Source organism: Parabacteroides chinchillae (assembly GCF_900108035.1).
GTDB lineage: Bacteria > Bacteroidota > Bacteroidia > Bacteroidales > Tannerellaceae > Parabacteroides > Parabacteroides chinchillae.
In genome coordinates, this window is sequence record NZ_FNVS01000001.1 from 400114 (window position 1) to 419897 (window position 19784).

The following is a 19784-nucleotide window of genomic DNA, read 5'->3' on the forward strand; positions in this document are numbered from 1 at the left end:
TTTGCAACTATCTATTTCATCCTTTTTAATAAACCACAAATCTTTAAAACCTTCTTTATCTGTCGCTTCAAATCTAATTTTTTATTTTTTCATTGTATTAATAATCTAAAATCCAACATGTTGTAAATATATATTTTTTTAGAGACAAAAAAACACAACAAAAATTTAACTTATACAAAAAACTTCAAAATTAAAAAACAAACAGTCCTTTATATTCATCCCGATGATTTTACAAAAACATACTGATGTTTTGAAAATATGATCCTGATGAAATTAAAATTCCGATTCTACAGAATTTACAAATTCGAACAAGCTGCAAGAAAATACCGTATATTTGTTGTTATATATAAAAGAACATTTTAAAACGAATTTACAACATGAAAAAAATTAACAATGCATTATTACGCAGTGCCTTTGCAATGATTTTAGGATTCGTACTGGTGTTGTGGCCCGAAGCAGCTGTTACTTATTTAGTAATTACCATCGGAATATTCTTTATCATACCCGGCATTATTTCACTTTTAGCCTATTTCACAAGAGATACCAAACAAGAGGAGCTTGCCCCCATGTTTCCACTGGAAGGTGCGGGAAGTATTCTATTCGGCGCATGGTTAGTTATTATGCCGACATTTTTTGTCAATATATTAATGTATATATTAGGAGCTTTATTAGTAATTGCGGGAATCCAACAATTAGTGGCTCTTATTTCAGCAAGGAAATGGAGTTATGTACCCTGGGGATTTTACATTATGCCAATTTTAATTCTTATAACTGGTGTAATGATATTGGCATACCCGTTCGGAGCCGCAGCAAATACCTTTATCGTATTTGGTATTGCCAGCATTTTTTACGGAGCATCCGAACTGATAAACTGGTATAAGTTCCGCCGCAGAGATTAAAGATAATATTAAGACTTCCTATATTCCATAGGAGAAATTCCCATATGCTTCTTAAAGAACTTACCAAAAGTTGACTGGTCGGAAAAATGTAAAATATCCGCAACCTGCTGAACTGTCGTTTGAGGTGCTTTAAGAAGCATTTTAGCCTCTATAATCAGAGCATCATCAATCCATTTATTTGCCGATTTCCCAGTCAGCTCTTTAAGGATTAAGGATAGGTACTGGGGAGTAATAAATAATTTCTCGGCATAGAAAGTAACCACATGCTGTTCTTTGCAATGTTCAAAAAGCAACTGTAGAAACTGTTCAAACAGTTCTTCCTTTCGGGAAAGGACCTGAGGGGTCATATGCTCCTTTCTGCTTCCAAATATATTAGCCAACTCAAGAAAGAAGCCAATCATTGCATTTTGTATCACTTCTTTCTGGAATAAATGAGTACGCAGCTTTATTTTACCCCTTACAAATTCAATATAATTTTCTAAATGTTCGGCTTCTTCCGGTTGCAAATCAGAACATGGATTTTTACGAATCTGCATATAATGAACCATAGATGCTCCTTTTTTATTCGGATTACATTCTTCCAGAAAAGGTTTTGAAGCTATCACCATACGAGCTTTAAAATCCTTGGTCACAGACAATATCTGGACTGTATGGGTAGGCATAATTGTTATAAAACTATTTTTTTCTACCGTATATGGAATGTAATCTATATTTATTTTCGAAGAGCCATCAGTTACCAAAACCATTAGCAACGCATTCAAACGCATTGGTGTAGAATATTCCGGATCATTATTTTCATAAATTGTAGAATCTTTGCCGTCTACATCTGCTATAGAAAAATCATTATGGAAACTATCACAACCAACAATAGACTTATTCAACTCTGCAATTTCAATAAGAGGAAGATTTTCCATGTCTGATAAATATTTTTTAACTTTACTGGCAAAGATAAGTATTTTTCATTTACAAACCATGTTCGTTTCATTTTTTACCAATCCATAACACAATCTTCCATAAATTAGATCAAAACCGAACCTATAATTTTCATTTTTGACCAATCATGTAACGGAATAAACCTTTTCAGTTTTCTAAATACGAAAGACCTTTGTTTTCTCAATTCTACAAATTCTATTCATAGAAATCTCTAAAAAACAATATGATAAAAGAACAAATTTTGCTTACTGCATTTGACCTCTTTGCACAATACGGAGTAAAAAGCGTAAGTATGGATGACATAGCCCACAACATGAGTATTTCTAAACGAACTATTTATGAATTCTTTAAAGACAAAGAAGCTTTATTAATAGAAGGTATGGAACTAAACTGCAAACACTTAAGGCTCTATATCGAACAATTAGAGAAAGAACCTTACACTGTGATGGAAGTTATTCTTCTATTTTATGAAGAATTGTTAAAAAACAATAGATGGTACAATAAGAAATATTACGACGATTTGAAAAAATATCCCAAAGCGTTAAAACAGGCAGAAAAAAACGAAGCTATTTTTTCAGACAAATGTCTGGCATTATTGGAAAGGGGCAAAAAAGAAGGTGTATTTTTACAGGATGTAAACTTCAAAATCTTAACTTTGCTGGCTAAAAAACAAGCAAAGATGCTTTGTCCCTCCAAAATATTTGCAAATTATTCTATTTCAGAAGTATACAGCACCATATTATTAACATTTCTAAGAGGAATCAGCACAGAGAAAGGCAGAATTATTTTAGACCGGTTTGCAATAAAGCAATCATACAAATAAAACAAAAAGAAAAATGAAACAATTATCAATCAGAAATAAAATCGTGTTGGCTGCAATATCTTTATTGCCGTCTTTAACCTGTATTCCTGCAAAATCGCAGGAAGTCATAAAATTGGATATGGATAAAGCGCTAGAGATTGCATTAAGCGAAAATCCAACTATTAAAGTAGCCGATAAAGAAATTCAGAAGAAAAAATATGCAAAAAAAGGCTCATACGCCTCCTTGTTTCCTCAAATAAGTTTCTCAGCCGATTACAACCGTACATTAAAAAAGCAAATAATGTACATGGATATGGATTTAGGTGATGCCCAAATACCAGGCATGGATAACAGCGGAATGCAAGATGGTTTCGAAGTTGGGCGCGACAACAACTGGAATACAGGATTTAATGCTTCCATGCCTTTAGTCAATGCCTCTTTATGGAAAAGCTTAAGTATATCTGCCGTTGACGTAGAACTGGCAATAGAACAAGCCCGTTCCTCAAAAATTGATATGGTTAATCAGGTAAAGAAAGCATTCTATTCCGTGTTATTAGCCAACGACTCTTACCGTGTATTCAAAGAGAGTTATGATAATGCAATGGAAAATTATCTGGACGTAAAAAAGAAATACGAACAAGGAACCGTTGCAGAATACGATCTCATCAGAGCAAACGTAACAGTAAAAAACAGCGAGCCAAATATGCTTCAGGCAGAAAATTCACTTACTTTGGCCAAATGGCAGCTAAAAGCATTGTTAGGTATGGATCTGGAATTAAACATCGATTGCGAAGGGCGTCTGACCGACTACGAATCCGAATTATTCGGAGATTTCCTGTCTACCGACACATCTTTAATAAACAACACGAATTTAAAATTAATTGACTTACAAAGCAAACAGTTGGAAAAGACATTAATAATGCAAAAATTCGACTTTTTGCCTACTCTCTCAATGACCGGATTATATCAGTGGAGCGCAATGAACAATGATTTTAAATTCAAAGATTATCAATGGAATCCTTATTCTATGATAGGTGTTACATTATCTATACCTCTGTTTACCGGAGGAAGCCGGTTTTACAAAACCAAGCAAACCCAGGTTTCTATTGACCAGTTAAAATTGCAACGTGAAGATACCGAGCGTAATTTGCAATTAGCCATAAAACAATACATGGACAATATGAGTACCTGCATCAAACAATTTGATGCAGCTCAAAAAGGAATGGAACAAGCAGAGCGGGGTTACCTAATCGCACAAAAACGTTATGATACAGGAGCTGGAACATTATTGGAACTAAATGATTCAGAATTGGCTATGACTCAGGCCAAATTGAATTTCAACCAATCTATCTACAATTATATCATAGCGAAATCCGAACTTGAAAAGATTTCCGGAGAACAAAAATTTTAATTTCAAAACGTATAATATAAACTAATTACAATATGAAAACAAAGAAAATACTGTCAGCAATTCCCGCAGTTGCATTACTTATACTAATGTCATGTTCGGGAGAAAAAAAGAACGAGGCAGTAGATACCGTCAATGAAAAAGCTAAAGTCAAAATAGAAAAAGTATCCATGCAAGACGTTGAACAACTGAATGAGTTCACCGCTACAGTTGAAGCTAACATTGTAAACCGCATTGCTCCGCAAACACCCTTTCGTATTGAAAAATTATTTGCAGAGGTTGGAGATCATGTTAAAGCAGGCCAATTACTCGTTAAAATGGATGCTACAAATTTAAAACAATCCAAAGTTCAACTGGATAACCAGGAAATAGAATTTAAAAGAATAGATGAACTTTACAAAGTGGGAGGAGCTTCCAAATCGGCATGGGATGCACAAAAAACAGCGTTGGAAGTTGCTCGCGAGACATACAAAAACCTTCAGGAAAACACTCAGTTACTTAGTCCTATAACGGGTGTCATTACTGCACGTAATTACGATTCGGGTGATATGTATACCGCTGCCGAACCTATTTATACCGTAGAAGAAATACGCCCCGTAAAACTATTGGTAAACGTTTCGGAAAGCTTTTTCACAAAAGTAAAAAAAGGGAATGAAGTAGATATCAAATTAGACGTATATGGAGATGAGATATTCAAAGGAAAAATCAGCCTGATATATCCCACCATCGATCCGTCTACAAGAACATTTCCTGTCGAAATAAAAATCGCAAATAACGATGAACGTGTTCGTCCGGGAATGTTTGCACGTGTTACTATCACTTTTGGGACGATGAACCATATAGTAGTTCCGGATCTTGCCATTGTTAAGCAATCCGGTGCAGGAGATCGTTACATCTATGTATATAAAGACGGCAAAGTTTCATACCAAAAAGTAGAACTGGGACGCCGTATGGATAATAAATATGAAATCATTTCAGGAATCAATGACGGTGATATGGTAGTAGTTTCAGGTCAAAGCCGTTTGAACAATGGAATGGAAGTAGAAATTGAACAGTAAGAAATAAGGCAATATGAGTTTATATGCAACAGCGGTAAAAAAACCGGTAACAACAGCTCTTGTTTTTGTAGCCATCGTTATTTTCGGTCTTTTTTCCTTAACCAGATTATCCGTTGATTTATTACCGGAAATAGAGACCAACACCATTATGGTAATGACGTCTTATGCCGGTGCCAGTGCTGCGGATATCGAAATGAACGTATCCAAGCCACTGGAGAACGTGTTGAATAGTGTTAGTGATTTAAAACACATAAAATCCCAGTCAAGAGAAAACATTTCAGTCATTACTCTTGAATTTGACTATGGTACTGATATTGATGTGGCAACAAATGATGTCCGCGATAAACTGGACGTAGCAGAGCCAATGTTGCCGGATGACGTGGATAATCCTATAATCTTTAAATTCGGCACTAGCGATATCCCCATCATAATCCTGTCGGTTACTGCCGAAGAAAGTACGAATGCACTTTATAAAATATTAGATGATAAAGTATCAAACCCATTAGCCCGCATCAGTGGAGTCGGTGCTGTATCTATTTCGGGAACACCAACCCGTGAGGTACAGGTATATTGTGATCCTTACAAACTGGAGGCATACGGAATTTCAATTGAAGGTATCTCTTCCATCATTGCACAAGAAAACAGGAACACTCCGGGCGGTAGCGTTGATATCGGCTCAAACGCCTACTCATTACGTGTACAAGGAGAGTTTACCGACGCACATCAAATGGAAAATCTGGTTATCGGTTCAAAAGACGGTAAATCTATATATTTACGTGATGTAGCCCGTATTGAAGACAGTATAGAAGAGCGCGCGCAAGAGACCTACAACAACGGTAAAAAAGGAGGTATGATTGTTATACAAAAACAATCAGGAGCCAACTCTGTAAATATTGCGAAAAAAGTACATCAGAAATTACCGGAAATACAGGCAAGTCTTCCTTCGGATGTAAAACTAGGTGTTATCATGGATACCTCAACTAACATTCTGAATACAATTAATAGTTTGCAAGATACCATTTTTGTAACTTTCATTATTGTTATGTTAGTTGTATTCATATTCCTTGGCCGGTGGAGAGCAACGTTTATTATCGTTTTAACAATTCCTATATCACTAATCGCGTCATTTGCCTATTTATTAGCATCAGGAAACACATTGAACATTATCTCTTTGAGTTCCTTGTCTATTGCAATTGGCATGGTAGTAGACGATGCCATTGTAGTATTGGAAAATATTACGACCCACATCGAAAGGGGTAGTTCTCCCAAACAGGCAGCCGTACATGCAACCAATGAGGTGGCTATTTCCGTTATTGCCTCCACTTTGACTATGTTAGCTGTATTTTTACCGCTAACTATGGTTACAGGCATGGCCGGAATTTTGTTCAAGCAATTAGGATGGATGGTTAGTATCGTTATGATAGTTTCAACGGTTGCAGCTCTGACCTTAACACCGATGTTAAGTTCACAAATGCTCCGTCTTAATTTAAATAAAGGACGCTTGTATACTTTGTTTTTCACTCCTATAGAAAAGGCTTTGGACAAATTAGATTATGTATATTCGCGCTTTCTATATTGGGCTGTACGTCATCGTAAGACAGTCATATTAGGGGCTGTGATGATTTTTGGTGGCAGTATGCTGCTTGTGCCTACTATCAAAACAGAGTTTTTCCCAACTCAAGACAATGCCCAAATTAGTGTCCATATAGAATTGCCGGTCGGAACACGCCAAGATATTACACGTAATCTGGCATTGCAAGTAGACAAACTTTTCCGGGAAAAATATCAGGAAATAAAAACAAGCAATTTTACAGAAGGACAAGCCGATTCTGATAATACCTGGGCACAATTAAGCAATAATGGAACACATATCATTGATTACTATATCAATTTATCAAGTGTTGGCGATCGTGAACGTGGATTGGTTGAAATCTGCGAAGGAATGCGCAAAGACCTTGCCCAATTTACCGAGATTAAGAAATTCAAAGTAATAGAAGGAGGACAAGAAGAAGGTATGGGAGGGCAGAATGCCGTTGATGTCGAAATCTACGGATTCGACTTTGCCAAAACGGATGCTGTAGCAAACGACTTGGCAGAGCGCATGCGTAAAGTGAAAGGCTGTTCCCAGGTTAATATCAGTCGTGAAGATTATATACCTGAATATCAAGTTGATTTCGATCGCGAAAAACTTGCACTGAACGGATTAAATATCACAACAGCTGCATTAGCTCTTCGAAATCGCATTAATGGAGCAACAGCTTCCAAATATCGGGAAGACGGAGACGAATATGACATCAAAGTTCGTTATGCACCGGAATTTCGTCAAAAGGTTGAGGATATAGAAAACATCGTAATTTACAATTCGGCCGGTCAAGGTATCCGCATTCGAGATTTAGGTAAAGTAGTAGAGCGTATGACTCCTCCTACTATCGAACGAAAAGACCGCGAGCGCGTAATCACCGTATCAGCCGTAGTTGGTAAAGGAGCAGCTATGAGTGATATTGTAACTGCTGCGCACAATGAATTAAAGAAGATGGATATCCCGTCTGATGTAAGCTGGCAATTAGGTGGTACTTATGAGGATCAAATGGATACATTCAAAGATCTAACCATTTTGATGATTCTGATCATTATATTAGTATTCATTGTCATGGCAGCACAATTTGAATCACTGACAGACCCATTTGTAATTATGTTCTCCATACCATTTGCTTTTACCGGGATTGTATTGGGATTATCAATCACACAAACCCCGTTAGGTGTAATGGCATTAATCGGAGTTATTATGCTAATGGGTATTGTTGTGAAGAATGGTATTGTATTAATTGACTACACTATTCTTTGTCGCGAACGTGGCCAAAGCATATTAAATGCTGTTGTAACAGCCGGCAAATCTCGTCTTCGTCCCGTATTAATGACTACCTTAACAACCGTATTAGGTATGATCCCTATGGCTATCGGAACTGGTGAAGGTTCTGAAATGTGGCGTTCTATGGGTATGACAGTAGCATGGGGTCTTTCTGTTTCTACTTTAATTACATTAATTATCGTACCGGTTGTATATGCTGTATTTGCAGGAAACGGCGTACGTCGGCGACATAAAAAAATAGCCCGCATGTACCGTCGCGGAGAATTATAATACAAATAAGTGCCTTTTAGGATATTTTTTAATATCTTTATGGGCACTTATTGCTACATACTTATTAAATAAAAAATATATGAAAGCAATATTTATATCATTCAACCAGGCTTATTACGAAATGATAGTCGCCCTTATGGACAGGAATAACATCAAGGGATTCACTTACTGGGACGTTGTACAAGGACGCGGAAGTAAAACAGGTGAGCCACACTACGGCAATCACGCGTGGCCTACATTAAATTCTGCAATTCTTACAATGGTGGAAGATAGCAAAGTTGATCATTTCCTCGATTTGCTACATCAATTAGACCAGCAAACAGAAGCCCAAGGTTTACGTGCATTTGTCTGGAATATTGAAAAAACTATTTAGATAATAAAAGCATGAAATCATCAGCCAATAATTGTTCCGCATCAGGTAATCCTTTAAAAATACTTGTATTTGATCAGGATAGCAATTTAGGCAGCATTCTACAAGAATGCTTGATAACGGAGAAATACGACGTTGATCTTTGTCATAAAACAGATCAGGCGAGTGCTCTATATCGTCTAAACAATTATGTAGCATGTTTAATCATTTCGCAGGATACTGTAAAGAGCTATTTTGATTTGGTCACTGATATAAAAGCAATAAATGACGCGACTTCAATCATTTTCATCGGATATCACCCAGAAAAAGAAGAAGTGATTGCAGCCTATCATCATTATGCTGATGATTTTATACGTATGCCAATAGGTACTGATGTGATAAAAGCACGCTTATATGCAATATTAAGGCGGACATGCAATATTAAAAGCACAACAACATGGTATTATAAGTTCGGAGCATTTACATTCGATTTACGGAAACAAATTTTATCCGTTGGCAATAAAAGTACAAGACTCACAACAAAAGAATGCGAAATGCTACAATTACTTTGTGAAAGTGCAAACCAGCTGGTTAAGAAAGATTTCATATTAAAAATTATATGGAAAAGTGATAGTTATTTTAGTGCAAGAAGTATGGATGTTTACATTACTAAATTACGTCATTTATTAAAAGACGATCCCACTATAAGCATTATAAACGTTCATGGTAAGGGTTATAAACTAATCACAAAATAATCTGAAACATAAACCATCATATAAATAAAATGGACAAATCAATACTATTCACACCAAGTAAGATAGGGCCTCTTACATTAAGAAATCGCACAATACGTGCTGCAGCTTTCGAAAGTATGGCTCCGGGCAATGCTCCTTCCGAAATGCTTTATAATTATCATAAATCAGTTGCAGCAGGAGGTATAGGTATGACTACTTTAGCTTATGCGGCAGTAACGCAAAGCGGCTTATCATTTGAGCGTCAACTTTGGCTACGACCTGAAATTATACCCGGCATACGTTATATTACTGATTCTATCCATAAAGAAGGAGCAGCTGCTTCCATCCAGTTAGGACATTGCGGAAACATGTCCCATAGAAACATTTGTGGGTGCACGCCGATGTCAGCCTCCAGTGGTTTCAATATTTATTCGCCAACCCTGGTTCGAAAGATGAGGCAATCTGAAATAACAGCCATTGCCAAAGCATACGGGCAAGCTGTCAAGCTCGCCAAAGAGGCAGGCATGGACGCTGTGGAAATACACGCGGGACACGGTTATCTGATCAGCCAGTTTTTATCGCCCTACACAAACCATAGGAAAGACGAATATGGAGGAAGCTTGGAAAACCGCATGCGTTTTATGAAAATGTGTATGGAAGAGGTTATGAGTGCAGCCGGTTCTGATATAGCTGTTTTAGTAAAAATGAATATGCGGGATGGGTTTAAAGGAGGTATGGAACTTGATGAGTCATTGGAAGTGGCCCGTACCCTACAAAATGAATGCGGGGCACAAGCTTTGATTCTTAGCGGCGGATTTGTAAGCAAAGCCCCCATGTACGTAATGCGGGGAGCAATGCCTTTAAAAACTCTTACCTATTATATGCCTAATGGATGGCTTCCTCTTGGCGTAAAAATCGGAGGACGTTTTATGATACCCTCTCTACCTTTCAAGGAGGCTTATTTTTTAGAAGATGCTTTAAAATTCAGGGCTGCACTAAAGTTACCCTTAGTTTATGTTGGCGGATTAGTCTCCAGAGACAAAATCGACGAAGTTTTAAATCATGGCTTTGAATTTGTAAGCATGGCACGGGCGTTAATTAATGAACCTGGTTTTGTCAACCGCATGAAGGAAGATGAACATGCCCGTTGCGACTGCGGACATAGTAACTATTGCATTGGCCGCATGTACTCAACAGAAATGGCATGCCATAAACACATACAAAATTTACCGGCAAAACTCATTAAAGAAATAAAACAATTGGAGTATAAGTGATGGAAAACAGATGGGCTTTAATAACCGGAGCCAGTTCCGGTATAGGATATGCTTATGCTGAAGAACTGGCATCCCGCAAATATAATCTTGTTATTGTCAGCAATGAAGAGCAAATTATACAAGAAAAGGGAAATATTCTTGCCGAAAAATATTCAATCAAGGTATTCTCTTTATACATAGATTTAGCAGAACCTGATGCTGCAAAAAATTTATATAATGCTTGCTGTCAAAAAAAAATTCAGATAGATATATTGATAAATAATGCAGGAATGTTCTATTTCAAGGAGTTTACTGATGAAAAAGCAGAGCTGACTGAAAAAATGCTTTATTTACATATCACTACCCCCACCCAGTTATGCTATTATTTCGGCAAAGAAATGAAAAAACGCAAATATGGATTTATACTTAACATGTCTTCCATGTCTGCGTGGTTACCTTATCCGGGAATTGCCCTCTATGCCTCTACCAAGCGTTACCTAAAAAGCTTTTCAAAAGCACTGCGTTCCGAGCTATATGATTATAATGTGAGTGTCACTGTACTCTGTCCGGGTGCGGTATGTACAAATCTGTATAATTTAAGTGATCATCTCAAGATCCTTGCCATTAACCTGGGTATCATGATGAGAGCCGAAACACTTGCATATAAAGGAGTAAACGCACTTTTACACCGTAAAGCAATGCTCATGCCTGGTATATTAAACAAAATAGTTCTTCCTCTTATCCTGTTATTACCTGCAGGATTTATAAGATGGTGTATGCGAAAAAGCAAATTATTACCGACAACTGATTAAAAAGGATAATAAAATACTTGCCGGATAAAAGAAAAAGCATACCTTTGCATCGCTTTTTCAGTCCACGCATCGTGTGATGGAAAAATTAGAAAGCGAAAACATCTAATTTTGAGTAACACAAATCAAAAAAGAAAATGAAAACATTTCAATTAGAAGGAAAATCAAGAGAAATTGCAGCAGCTTCTGCAGATCAGAAAAGAGCATTGAAAGCTCTGCGTTCAAACAATCAAATTCCTGCTGTTTTATACGGTGGTGAAAAAGTAGTTCACTTTTATGTAAGTCTGGATGCTGTTCGCAATCTGATTTATACTCCGGATATCTTCATTATAGATTTAACAATCAACGGTAAGGCAACAAAAGCAATTGTTAAAGATTTACAGTTCCACCCGGTAAGCGATGCAATTCTTCACATTGACTTTTTAGAAGTTAACGAAAAGCATCCTGTAGTAATAGAAGTTCCTGTTACTTTGGAAGGCCATGCCGAAGGTGTTAAAGCCGGTGGTAAGCTAATTCTGCAGATGAGAAAACTAAAAGTTAAAGCTCTTTACAACCAGATTCCTGAAAAACTAGTTATCAACGTAGACAATTTAGGTCTTGGAAAGACTATGCAGGTAGGTGCATTGCATTTCGAAGGTCTTGAATTAATGAATGCTAAGAATTCTGTTGTTTGCGCTGTTCAGTTAACACGTGCAGCTCGTGGTGCTCAGGCAACTGCTGGTAAATAAGATTCTTACTTAGAAAATATTTTCTATAAATAAGAAGGGGGCTTTATTCGTAAGAATAGTCCCCTTTCATTATATATATAAACCATAAAACAATGAAATATCTGATAACGGGACTTGGTAATATTGGTTCCGAATATTGGGGAACCCGGCACAATATCGGTTTCCGGGTAGTAAACAAATTGGTTGAAGATGCCGGTGCATTATTCAATGAAGAACGTTACGGGGCTATTGCCCGTATGCGCGTAAAAAATTGCGAACTAATTGTTCTAAAGCCAAACACATTCATGAATCTCAGCGGGAACGCTGTACGATACTGGCTTCAAAAAGAAAATATTCCTGTTGAAAATCTATTAGTCATAGTAGACGATCTTGCTTTACCATTCGGGACTCTCCGTTTAAAGCCTAAAGGTAGTGACGCCGGTCATAACGGTCTGAAAAATATAGCTCAGATACTTAACACTCAGGAATATTGCAGGCTTCGTTTCGGCATAGACAGCAACTTTCCTCGTGGAGGTCAAATAGACTATGTGCTTGGACAATTTACGCCCGAAGAACTAGAGTACATGCCCGAAAAACTGGAACGCGCATCAGAAATGATAAAAAGCTTTTGTCTTTCCGGTGTTCAAAACACAATGAATCAGTATAATAACAAACAATAATCATGAACGAAGTACGTATAGATAAATGGATGTGGGCAACCCGCATATTCAAAACCCGTACTATTGCAGCCGAAGCTTGTAAAAAAAACAGGGTAATGGTTGGCGGGGTTAATGTAAAGCCCTCTCGTATGATTAAGGTAGGAGATATTATTCAAGTACGTAAACCACCTATCACTTTTTCATTCAAAGTATTGGCTTTGGCCCAAAACCGTATGGGAGCAAAATTAGTTCCCGGTTTCATGGAAAACGTAACAACTCCCGATCAATACGAAATATTAGAAATGAACCGGATATCAGGTTTTGTTAACCGTGCAAAAGGATTGGGTCGCCCAACCAAGAAAGACCGTCGTGAATTAGAACAATTTACGGAACCCGACTTTCTTGATGATGGCTTTGATTTTGAGTTTGATTTTAATTCAGAAGATGAGGATAAATAACAGGCATTTGAAAAAACAAATACCTGTTATTTATCCTGCTTTTCTTCAGACAATAAACAACCCTCATCATTCCAGGTTCGCCAGATTCCGGATTTCTTACCTTTTATATAAAACATCTCAAACTTCAGGATACCTTTGTCATTCCAGATTCGCCACGGACCATCTTTTTGGCCGTCGTGATAAGTAGCTAATGCTATTAAATTTCCTTCTTCATTATATGTACGCCATTCCCCATGAAACTGTCCTTTATAATAAGCGCGTATTTCCGCTGTTTTTCCATCAGGATAATAAATGACATAAGTACCTTCCGGTCGTCCCGCCTGTAAGTACAATTCCATTTTAAGCATACCGTCATCATAAAATTCGGTATAACGCCCCGTATAAAGCTTTATTAATGACTCATCCGTATAATACTGCCCTTCACTCAATACCAAATCCTGAGCCAGGCAGGTAGATGCTGACATTATTGAAAACAGTGCAACAGGAAATGCTTTCTTTATCATAAGAATTTTTCTAAAATTAATATGTGCGCAAAAGTAGCCCTGCCTTATTTCAAAACCATTGTAAACAAATGACAATCATATGTCATATGCCCCTTCTGGCATACCAGTTAAAGTTGTCATTCTTTTGAAACAGACTTGTAAAAAATTCGTTTGACAACTGTCGCAACCTCGTAATATACCTGTTCGATCTTTGCAGCACAATTATATAAAGAAAGAAAACGTATGAAAAGTATCTACAAAAAGATTTATTTCTTTTTATTTTTATTACTCTTCTCTAACTTTACGGGACTAGCAGACAATAGCAATGGTTCTATAACTGGTACTATTATTGACAAAACATCCAAAGAGCCTTTAATGGGTGCTACCATACAATTAGAAGGTACCAGTATAGGAACTGTAACCGATCTGGATGGAAACTTTGTCATTCTCGATATAAATCCGGGAATATATACAATCAACATTAAATATATATCCTATACTCCTGTCAAATTAAGTAATGTTACGGTAACTAAAGGACAAAGAACCGTGCTGAATACAGAAATGGTAGAAGCCAGTCTGGCTCTTGAAGGGGTTACAGTTATTGCCCATGTAAAGCAAAATACGGATCTGGCTATGCTAAAAGCCACAAAAGCTAGTCTTTTGGTTCAATCTGGTATATCAGCACAACAAATTATCCGAACTCAAGACCGCGATGCCTCAGAGGTAATCAGACGTATTCCCGGAATCTCTATTATTGACGGAAAATTCGTAATGGTACGAGGGCTGGCACAACGTTACAATAATGTATGGATCAACAACAGTGCCGTACCTAGTTCGGAAGCAGATGCACGCGCTTTCTCTTTCGACATCATTCCTAGTTCTCAAATAGATAACATGGTAGTGGTAAAAAGCCCGGCACCTGAAATTCCGGCTGATTTCTCTGGAGGATTTATTAAAATAAATACGAAAGATGTTCCTGGCAAAAATGGTTTTTCTGTCTCCGTAGGAGGAAGCATGAATGACCAGACACATTTCAGAGATTTTCTGTATAGTCCGGGAAGTGCAACAGATTTCTTAGGTTTTGATGGCGGATTACGCAAACTGGAAGGTTTCTATACAAATCGTTTGGACAACAATAACAAAACAGCAGTAGAGCATATCACTCGTAACGGATTCAATAACAACTGGAGCGTTAAAACCAAGACTCCCATTGCCGATTTACGACTAAACGCATCTTTTAACCACAAATTCGATCTGGGAAACGGCAAGAATTTTGCCATTATTAGTGCTATTAACTACACTAACGCCTATAAGACACAAAATGACATGTTGAATGCCCGTTATAGTCTATACGATGTTGACAAAGACCAACCTGACTATAAAAACAAATATACTGATAATGTTTATAGCAATGACATTCGCCTCGGAGGGATGATAAACTTCACTTATATGCCCAACGACCACGACAAGTACGAATTCAAGAATATTATAAATCAACTGGGACAAAGCCGGTACACCACCAGAAACGGTATTCTGTTCAACAGCGGACAATATATCCAAAAACAAGAAGAATATTTCTATAGCAGCCGCACAACCTATAACGGCCAATTCACAGGCACACACAATCACGATAAATCCAAAACAGATTGGAGTATAGGCTATGCTTATGCCAATAAGAATCAACCGGACCGCCGCATTATTAACCGCGAAGAAAACGGTTTTGCCGGTGATCCCCACGAAGGCGAAATGCGCATAGACCAGAATGAAATAAAACGCTTCTTCTACAGACTAGATGAAAATATCGGATCGGCAACTGTCAATTACCAACGTGAAATTCAGATTGGGAATCTTCAACCTACACTAAAAGCCGGAGCTTATACAGAATATCGTCATCGCGAATACAACAACCGTGCTTTTTACTACCGATGGAATAACCAGAATTTGCCATCCGGATTCGAATATATGGATGTTATCGATGAAATACTAATCCCCGACAACTTTGGTACAAACAAAGTTTATATCTACGAAGATACCGACAATCGTAACAGTTACAAAGGCAGTAATATTCTCGCCGCCGGCTATCTGGGAATTAACATACCTGTCAATAAACTGGATATTTATGCCGGTGTCCGGTATGAATACAATAATATGAAACTAACCAGTTATACAACAATCAAAGACTGGAAAACCAAAGAATATAAATATCCGAGTAATCATCTGTTCCCATCGCTGAACACAAGCTACAAATTCAATGAGCAAAACCAACTGCGCCTGGCATATGGTATGTCAGTAAACCGCCCCGAATTCCGAGAGGTGTCTAACTCTGTATATTATGATTTCGACCTTTTCAGCAGTGTAATGGGTAATCCGGATCTGAAACCTGCTTACATACAAAATGCAGATATTCGCTATGAGTATTATCCGGCAGCCAGCGAAGTAATTTCCGTTGCTCTTTTTTATAAGCGTTTCGACAATCCGATCGAATGGACATACATAGATAATGGCGGTAGCTACACCTACACCTATGTCAATGCCAAAAGCGCCAACAATTACGGAATAGAAGTTGAGATCAAAAAAAATCTGGATTTCTTAGGTCTGAAAAATTTCAGTTGGAATTTCAACGGAGCTTATATTAAAAGCAATGTACAATTCGAAAAAAAGAGTCAAGATAAAAACCGTGCTATGCAAGGACAATCTCCTTACATCATGAATACCGGATTTTTTTATCAAAACGAACAATATGACATTAATGCCAGCATACTTTACAACCGGATCGGAAAACGTATCATGGAAGTAGGCAATGCCGACATGACAGAGGACGGCTCCATTAACAATGATTTCCCCGACACATACGAACTGGCCCGGAATACAATAGATATTAATTTCAGTAAGAAATTTGCCAAGAGATGGGAAGTTAAAGCCAGCATCCGCAATCTTCTGGGAGAAAAAGTGACATTTGTCCAATATCCTAAGTTCTTCGATAAAAACAATATACTTCAAGAACGCACACAAATCACAAAACAGTACAAGCCGGGAAAAAACTTCTTTCTTACACTGAGCTATAGCTTATTATAATTAAAATTAAATACATCTTTATTATTTACTTAAACAAAGAGAACATGAAAAAAGTAAAATTGAAAAGTTTATTCTTCACTACGGCAATTTTTATTGCTTCCCTCACATCATGCAGCAACAACAATGACAATAATTCTCCGGATCCAACCCCGGAAGAAAACGAACTGGCAAACATTTTGTTGTTTAAAGCTGAAGACGGCACCATGACCCAATTAGGAAATGGAGATCAAAACTTCGAAATGCCAAAAGGCAAATACACCCTAAAAAAAGGAACTTACCACATGAAAGGATGGTGCTATATAGCAGACGGAGTAGAATTGAACATCGAGCCGGGTACCATCATTAAAGGAGATAAAGAAACAAAAGCCGCTTTGATTGTCGAACGTGGAGGTAAATTGCTTGCGCAAGGCACGGCTGAAGCTCCCATTGTCTTTACCTCTGAACAAGCTCCAGGGTCTCGCCGTCCGGGAGACTGGGGTGGTTTGATTATTTGCGGTAAAGCCAAAAACAACGGAGTAGAAAAAACAATTGAGGGTGGTCCAAGAAGTAAATACGGAGGCGATAATGACGATGACAATTCAGGGATTATCAGTTATGTTCGTGTAGAATTTGCTGGTTATCCTTTCGAAAAGGACCAGGAAATTAATGGTATTACATTCGGCTCTGTAGGAAGAAATACGAAGGTAGACCACCTGCAGGTTTCCTATTCAAATGACGATTCGTATGAATGGTTCGGAGGTACAGTAAACTGCAAATATCTGGTAGCTTATCATGGTTGGGACGATGAGTTTGACACCGACAACGGGTTCTCCGGCAAACTTCAATTTCTGCTAAGCGTGCGCCATCCAAAGATAGCTGATACTTCTTTATCTAATGGTTTCGAATCGGACAACGATGCCGATGGTTCCACCAAGACACCGTTTACCACCTGTACATTCAGTAACGTTACCTTTGTCGGTCCGATCGGACAAGCCAACGATTTCTCAAATACATCCGACTATATCAACGCCGGAAACTTATATCCGAACAACGGTTCTAAAATGGGGACATTCCAGGCTGCTATGCAAATCCGTCGCAATAGCAAACTAAACTGTTTCAACTCAGTAGCAATGGGCTATCCTGTGGGGTTATTATTGGATAACCAAAAAGGTACGACACAAACATGGGCGGCAAACGGAGATTTAAAATTAAATAACCTTTACTTTGCACAAATGAACGTATTGGGGTCCGATGTAAATAAATCATGGAAAGATCAATTTTCTACAGACGGAACAAATGAAGATGCCGGCAAAATATCTTTTTCTCATACATTTTTCCTTGCACAAACCGGTAACAAATATTTTGAAAAGATTACAGAACTTGGCCTGAATCAACCGAACAGTATGTCTTCTTCACCCAACTACGGTCCAAAATCAGGAAGTCCGTTGCTTGGACATACAGGCTTGTTTAACGATTCCATGCTAAACGACCCATTCTTTGACAAAGTTGATTATATCGGAGCTTTCAAAAGTGATTCTGACACAGACAACTGGATGAAAGGATGGACTAACTTTGATCCTCAGAACACAAAATACTAATTTTCACTTGATTTACAAGGTGTAAATTCTATGGCTACTTATCACAGGATAGGTAGCCTTTCTCATATTAAATTGTTACATTTGTATAGTTAATTCATAATAGTAAAATACATGAAAAACATTAAAATTTATCCAAACGACTGGCTGCAATTGCATCCATACAAACAGTCTGGTACTACAGACCTTTACTATACAAACATAGCCAACCGAATCTACGATATTATGGAGAAGACTGGGTTGATTTTTTCATTTGAAGATGATGAACCAAAACAAATCTGTACTAGGATGGCTGCTTATTTTGAAGATGTGATTTCACAAACAAACATATGGCGTACTTTCATCACCACTCACAAAGAAATGTTCGGCAAATATCTGCCGTTTTATACCCCCGACGACCATTACTATGACGATGAAGTGAATCTGGAAGATATCCGTTTCCTACTTTGGCATTATACACAACAATATCATGGCTATCGTAAAAGTACATTTGTAAATCCGGACAATGCAACAAACGAAAAAACAGGCAAGCTAATCTATCAGTTATTCTGTGATGAATGGACAACTGCACCCGAAAATGAAACACTACAGAAATTATTCAGTCCGGAAATATCCTATACCGAGCCGGGCCGTTACGAAGAATTGCTTTTCTGGTTTCATTATAATTCATATCTTTTTACCGATCACTCTTTGGAATTAACGGAGCGGGTTAAAGAGATATTACAGAAAGATCCATACCAAGAAAATATAAACAGAATAATCATACAGCAACATCAGTTTCTTGCTTATACCGATCATACGGCATTATTAGCACTCACCTCTCCGGAATGGCTCTATCGAATTCTGCCGGCAACACATCCGGATACAAATGCCTTTAAGCTAGTTGTCGAAAAAAGCACTTACAAAATGATATCGGATGAAATAAAAAGCAAGAACCTCGAAAGCTATGAGAAGTTTAAAAAAGCAGCAGACGGAAAACTACTTGTTTACTCCCAAGACCTAAATGAAATAAAAGAATTCTTAACAGAAAAAGTAGGGATTTCATTAGATAAAGAATTTCACTTTCTTGAAAGATTAAGAGGTAAAAAACTGGCTATTTATGCTACTCCCGAAGATGGCCTTATGTTTATGGATACAAATATCGAAGCTATAAAAGATGAGAACAATCCTTTTTATGACGAAAAACTTGCCGGCGAAAAAGGACTGTCATTCTTCATTGTAGGACATTGCACTCCCTCTATGCTAAAAATTTTAGAAGAAAAAGGGATGTTAGCAGATGCCCAAACCAAAAGTACAGTCAGTGTGGAAAGAGGCAAAGCCATCATTCATGATGACTGGCAATTTATAAACCGCTATTTCACCCGGGAATACCTCTATGAATAATATGCCTCAACGGTAAAGATATTATGGTCTTTACCGTTGAAACATAATTCGCTATTGACCGG

Annotated in this window: 17 protein-coding genes; 15 read left to right on the forward strand and 2 right to left on the reverse strand. The window is 37.6% G+C overall.

Annotated features, from left to right (window positions below):
* The first annotated feature begins 377 nt into the window (after nucleotides 1–377).
* Complete coding sequence (locus C4S38_RS01600) at nucleotides 378–899, forward strand: HdeD family acid-resistance protein (RefSeq protein ID WP_099465030.1); 522 nt, start codon at nucleotides 378–380, stop codon at nucleotides 897–899.
* A gap of 8 nt (nucleotides 900–907) precedes the next feature.
* Here C4S38_RS01600 and C4S38_RS01605 read toward each other — a convergent pair whose 3' ends face one another.
* On the reverse strand, nucleotides 908–1813 hold the full coding sequence (locus tag C4S38_RS01605; protein WP_103982264.1) for a helix-turn-helix domain-containing protein: 906 nt from the start codon (nucleotides 1811–1813) through the stop codon (nucleotides 908–910).
* A gap of 242 nt (nucleotides 1814–2055) precedes the next feature.
* Here C4S38_RS01605 and C4S38_RS01610 point away from each other — a divergent pair, with 242 nt between their 5' ends.
* From C4S38_RS01610 to C4S38_RS01660, 11 genes are all read left to right on the forward strand, one after another.
* On the forward strand, nucleotides 2056–2655 hold the full coding sequence (locus C4S38_RS01610) for a TetR/AcrR family transcriptional regulator (protein ID WP_103982265.1): 600 nt from the start codon (nucleotides 2056–2058) through the stop codon (nucleotides 2653–2655).
* Nucleotides 2656–2668: 13 nt separating this feature from the next.
* Nucleotides 2669–4045: a TolC family protein gene (locus C4S38_RS01615; RefSeq protein WP_103982266.1), complete on the forward strand. Its 1377-nt coding sequence runs from the start codon at nucleotides 2669–2671 to the stop codon at nucleotides 4043–4045.
* Nucleotides 4046–4077: 32 nt separating this feature from the next.
* Nucleotides 4078–5100, forward strand: a complete 1023-nt coding sequence (locus C4S38_RS01620; protein ID WP_103982267.1) for an efflux RND transporter periplasmic adaptor subunit — start codon at nucleotides 4078–4080, stop codon at nucleotides 5098–5100.
* Nucleotides 5101–5113: 13 nt separating this feature from the next.
* On the forward strand, nucleotides 5114–8239 hold the full coding sequence (locus C4S38_RS01625; protein WP_103982268.1) for an efflux RND transporter permease subunit: 3126 nt from the start codon (nucleotides 5114–5116) through the stop codon (nucleotides 8237–8239).
* Nucleotides 8240–8318: 79 nt separating this feature from the next.
* The gene (locus C4S38_RS01630) at nucleotides 8319–8612 is read left to right on the forward strand and encodes a PG0541 family transporter-associated protein (protein ID WP_103982269.1); all 294 of its coding nucleotides are present in this window, start codon (nucleotides 8319–8321) and stop codon (nucleotides 8610–8612) included.
* Nucleotides 8613–8623: 11 nt separating this feature from the next.
* Nucleotides 8624–9343 (forward strand): response regulator transcription factor, encoded by a 720-nt coding sequence (locus C4S38_RS01635; RefSeq protein WP_103982270.1) that lies wholly within the window; start codon nucleotides 8624–8626, stop codon nucleotides 9341–9343.
* 29 nt (nucleotides 9344–9372) lie between these two features.
* The gene (locus tag C4S38_RS01640; RefSeq protein ID WP_099465022.1) at nucleotides 9373–10596 is read left to right on the forward strand and encodes an NADH:flavin oxidoreductase; all 1224 of its coding nucleotides are present in this window, start codon (nucleotides 9373–9375) and stop codon (nucleotides 10594–10596) included.
* On the forward strand, nucleotides 10596–11387 hold the full coding sequence (locus C4S38_RS01645) for an SDR family NAD(P)-dependent oxidoreductase (RefSeq protein ID WP_103982271.1): 792 nt from the start codon (nucleotides 10596–10598) through the stop codon (nucleotides 11385–11387). The genes C4S38_RS01640 and C4S38_RS01645 overlap by 1 nt, the downstream gene beginning before the upstream one ends.
* A gap of 134 nt (nucleotides 11388–11521) precedes the next feature.
* A complete protein-coding gene (locus C4S38_RS01650; RefSeq protein WP_103982272.1) occupies nucleotides 11522–12112 on the forward strand; it encodes a 50S ribosomal protein L25/general stress protein Ctc in 591 nt (196 codons plus the stop codon).
* A gap of 92 nt (nucleotides 12113–12204) precedes the next feature.
* On the forward strand, nucleotides 12205–12771 hold the full coding sequence (gene pth / locus C4S38_RS01655) for an aminoacyl-tRNA hydrolase (RefSeq protein ID WP_099465019.1): 567 nt from the start codon (nucleotides 12205–12207) through the stop codon (nucleotides 12769–12771).
* A gap of 2 nt (nucleotides 12772–12773) precedes the next feature.
* On the forward strand, nucleotides 12774–13208 hold the full coding sequence (locus tag C4S38_RS01660) for an RNA-binding S4 domain-containing protein (RefSeq protein WP_099465018.1): 435 nt from the start codon (nucleotides 12774–12776) through the stop codon (nucleotides 13206–13208).
* A 26-nt stretch (nucleotides 13209–13234) separates the two neighbouring features.
* Here the strand turns inward: C4S38_RS01660 and C4S38_RS01665 are convergent, their stop codons facing one another.
* On the reverse strand, nucleotides 13235–13711 hold the full coding sequence (locus tag C4S38_RS01665) for a toxin-antitoxin system YwqK family antitoxin (RefSeq protein WP_103982273.1): 477 nt from the start codon (nucleotides 13709–13711) through the stop codon (nucleotides 13235–13237).
* Between the two features lie 222 nt (nucleotides 13712–13933).
* Between C4S38_RS01665 and C4S38_RS01670 the strand changes: the two genes are divergently transcribed.
* The 3 genes from C4S38_RS01670 to C4S38_RS01680 all read left to right on the forward strand — a co-directional run bounded on the left by C4S38_RS01670 (nucleotide 13934) and on the right by C4S38_RS01680 (nucleotide 19722).
* Nucleotides 13934–16765 (forward strand): TonB-dependent receptor, encoded by a 2832-nt coding sequence (locus C4S38_RS01670; protein ID WP_103982274.1) that lies wholly within the window; start codon nucleotides 13934–13936, stop codon nucleotides 16763–16765.
* Nucleotides 16766–16809: 44 nt separating this feature from the next.
* Nucleotides 16810–18342 carry a hypothetical protein gene (locus C4S38_RS01675; RefSeq protein ID WP_103982275.1) on the forward strand — a complete coding sequence of 511 codons (1533 nt, stop codon included), beginning with the start codon at nucleotides 16810–16812 and terminating at the stop codon, nucleotides 18340–18342.
* Nucleotides 18343–18453: 111 nt separating this feature from the next.
* Nucleotides 18454–19722, forward strand: coding sequence for a DUF3843 family protein (locus C4S38_RS01680; RefSeq protein WP_103982276.1), 1269 nt, complete (start codon nucleotides 18454–18456; stop codon nucleotides 19720–19722).
* Nucleotides 19723–19784 lie beyond the last annotated feature (62 nt).